Annotated in this window: 2 protein-coding genes and 1 pseudogene; all 3 read right to left on the bottom strand. The window is 72.0% G+C overall.

Annotated features, from left to right (window positions below; all coding sequences use genetic code 11):
* Positions 1 to 445: pseudogene (locus GZ67_RS0103975) on the bottom strand (hypothetical protein); the annotation flags it as partial.
* Positions 445 to 1257 (bottom strand): PP2C family protein-serine/threonine phosphatase, encoded by an 813-nt coding sequence (locus GZ67_RS0103980; RefSeq protein ID WP_029261272.1) that lies wholly within the window; start codon positions 1255 to 1257, stop codon positions 445 to 447. The pseudogene GZ67_RS0103975 and the gene GZ67_RS0103980, both read right to left, overlap by 1 nt.
* On the bottom strand, positions 1254 to 1642 hold a 389-nt coding region (locus GZ67_RS20730; protein WP_029273767.1), incomplete at its 5' end, for an FHA domain-containing protein. The genes GZ67_RS20730 and GZ67_RS0103980, both read right to left, overlap by 4 nt.

The raw sequence follows: 1642 nt of genomic DNA on the forward strand, positions 1-1642 counted from the left end.
CGGCCGGCTCGATGTCAGCGCTCACGGCGGCCGCGAGCACGATGCCGCTCTGCACGGGGAGCGCGGATCCCGAGCCGCCCTCGTCGACCGTGATCTCCACCTTCGACACCCCCGGCACGAAGCGCTCGCTCCAGGTCGTGACGTCGGCGCCGGAGAACGTCTGGGCCTCGGCATCCGCGCCGGTGACCCGCACGGCGAGCGAGCCGCGCACGGCGACCCTGGCGTCGGTGCCCTCCAGCACGGCCGCGACGAACGGCGGCATGTCGGCGAACGAACCGCCCGCCTGCGTCGTGAGCACGTCGATGACCGTGGCGAGGCTCCGCTCGCGCGGCAGCCGGTCCCACAGCGCGGCGACCGTCTCGCCCGTAGCGTCGGGTGGCAGCGCCACCAGGGCCCCCGGAATCACGATCAGGTACCACTGTCCCGGTCGGTAGATCGTCTGCATCAGCGAACCCCTCCTGCTGCGGCTTCTCGTGGACGCGTGTCGGCATCGACGTCGTCGGCTTGGAGCAGCGCCCCCCGGCGCGCCGCCACCGACACGGCATCGACGATGACCACGGTGATGTTGTCGCGACCGCCCGCCTGCACGGCCTCGTCGACCAGAATGTCGGCCGCCCGCTGCGGGTCGGGCTCGGCGGCCAGGATCTGCGTGATCCGCTCGTCGGAGACCTCGGTGGTCAGACCGTCGGAGCAGATGAGCATCCGATCGCCGAGCTCCGCCGGGAACAGCCAGTAGTCGGCGTCGCCGGTGCTGCTGGCGCCGATCGCCCGCGTGATGATGTTGCGGCGACGATCGGTGGCCGCCTCCGCCGCGGTGAGCTCGCCCGATTCGATGAGCTCCTGCACCACCGAGTGGTCGACGCTGATCTGCTCGAGCTCGCCGTCGGCGAGGCGGTAGGTGCGCGAGTCGCCGATGTTCACGGTGAGCCAGTAGCCCATCCCCTCGACCGAGGCGACGACGACGCCGCTCAGCGTGGTGCCCGCCCGGCCGCTGCCGTCGGTGGAAAGGGCCTCGACCGCCGACCGGGCGCGGGCCAGCGCTTCGAGCAGATCCTCCAGCTCGAGGTCGACCCGGCCGATGTAGCGCGCGAACTCGTCGATGACGGTCGCGCTCGCGCGCTCGCCCGCCTCGTGCCCGCCCATGCCGTCGGCGACGAGGAACAGCGGCGGGCTCGCCATGTACGAGTCCTCGTTGAGCGGGCGGCGCAGACCCGAATGGGTCGCGGCGCCCGTGGCGACGATGAGCGGACGGGTCATGCGTATCCTCCGACCATGACGACGCGGTCGCCGATCTCGATCACGTCGCCGAGCTTGATCGGCACGCGCTGGCCTGCGGGGCAGGAGATGCGCTGGCCCTCGCGCACGAGGGTCAGCCCGTTGGTGGAGTGACGGTCGAGGATCCAGCCGCCCGAGGTCTCGGCTGCGGCCTCGAAATGCGTCTTCGACAGCGAGAGGGTCTCGTCGCGCACGGGCACGACCACGACGCCCTCCTCGGGGGCGGGGTTGCGCCCGAACACCGTGCGACGCGAGACGGGGATGCGCGTCCCGTCGTCCCACGTGAACACCAGCCGGTGACCCGGGATGCTGATGCGGGTCTCTTCGAGGTCGTCGTCCGCCGGCGCGGGTGTCGGCGCCGCGGCAG

The sequence above is a fragment of the Microbacterium sp. Cr-K20 genome (genome assembly GCF_000708325.1).
Classification (GTDB): Bacteria; Actinomycetota; Actinomycetes; order Actinomycetales; family Microbacteriaceae; genus Microbacterium.

Excerpts from the sequence above, each read along its gene's own strand:
- GZ67_RS0103980 (WP_029261272.1), bottom strand. The coding sequence starts at position 1,257 with ATGACCCGTCCGCTCATCGTCGCCACGGGCGCCGCGACCCATTCGGGT.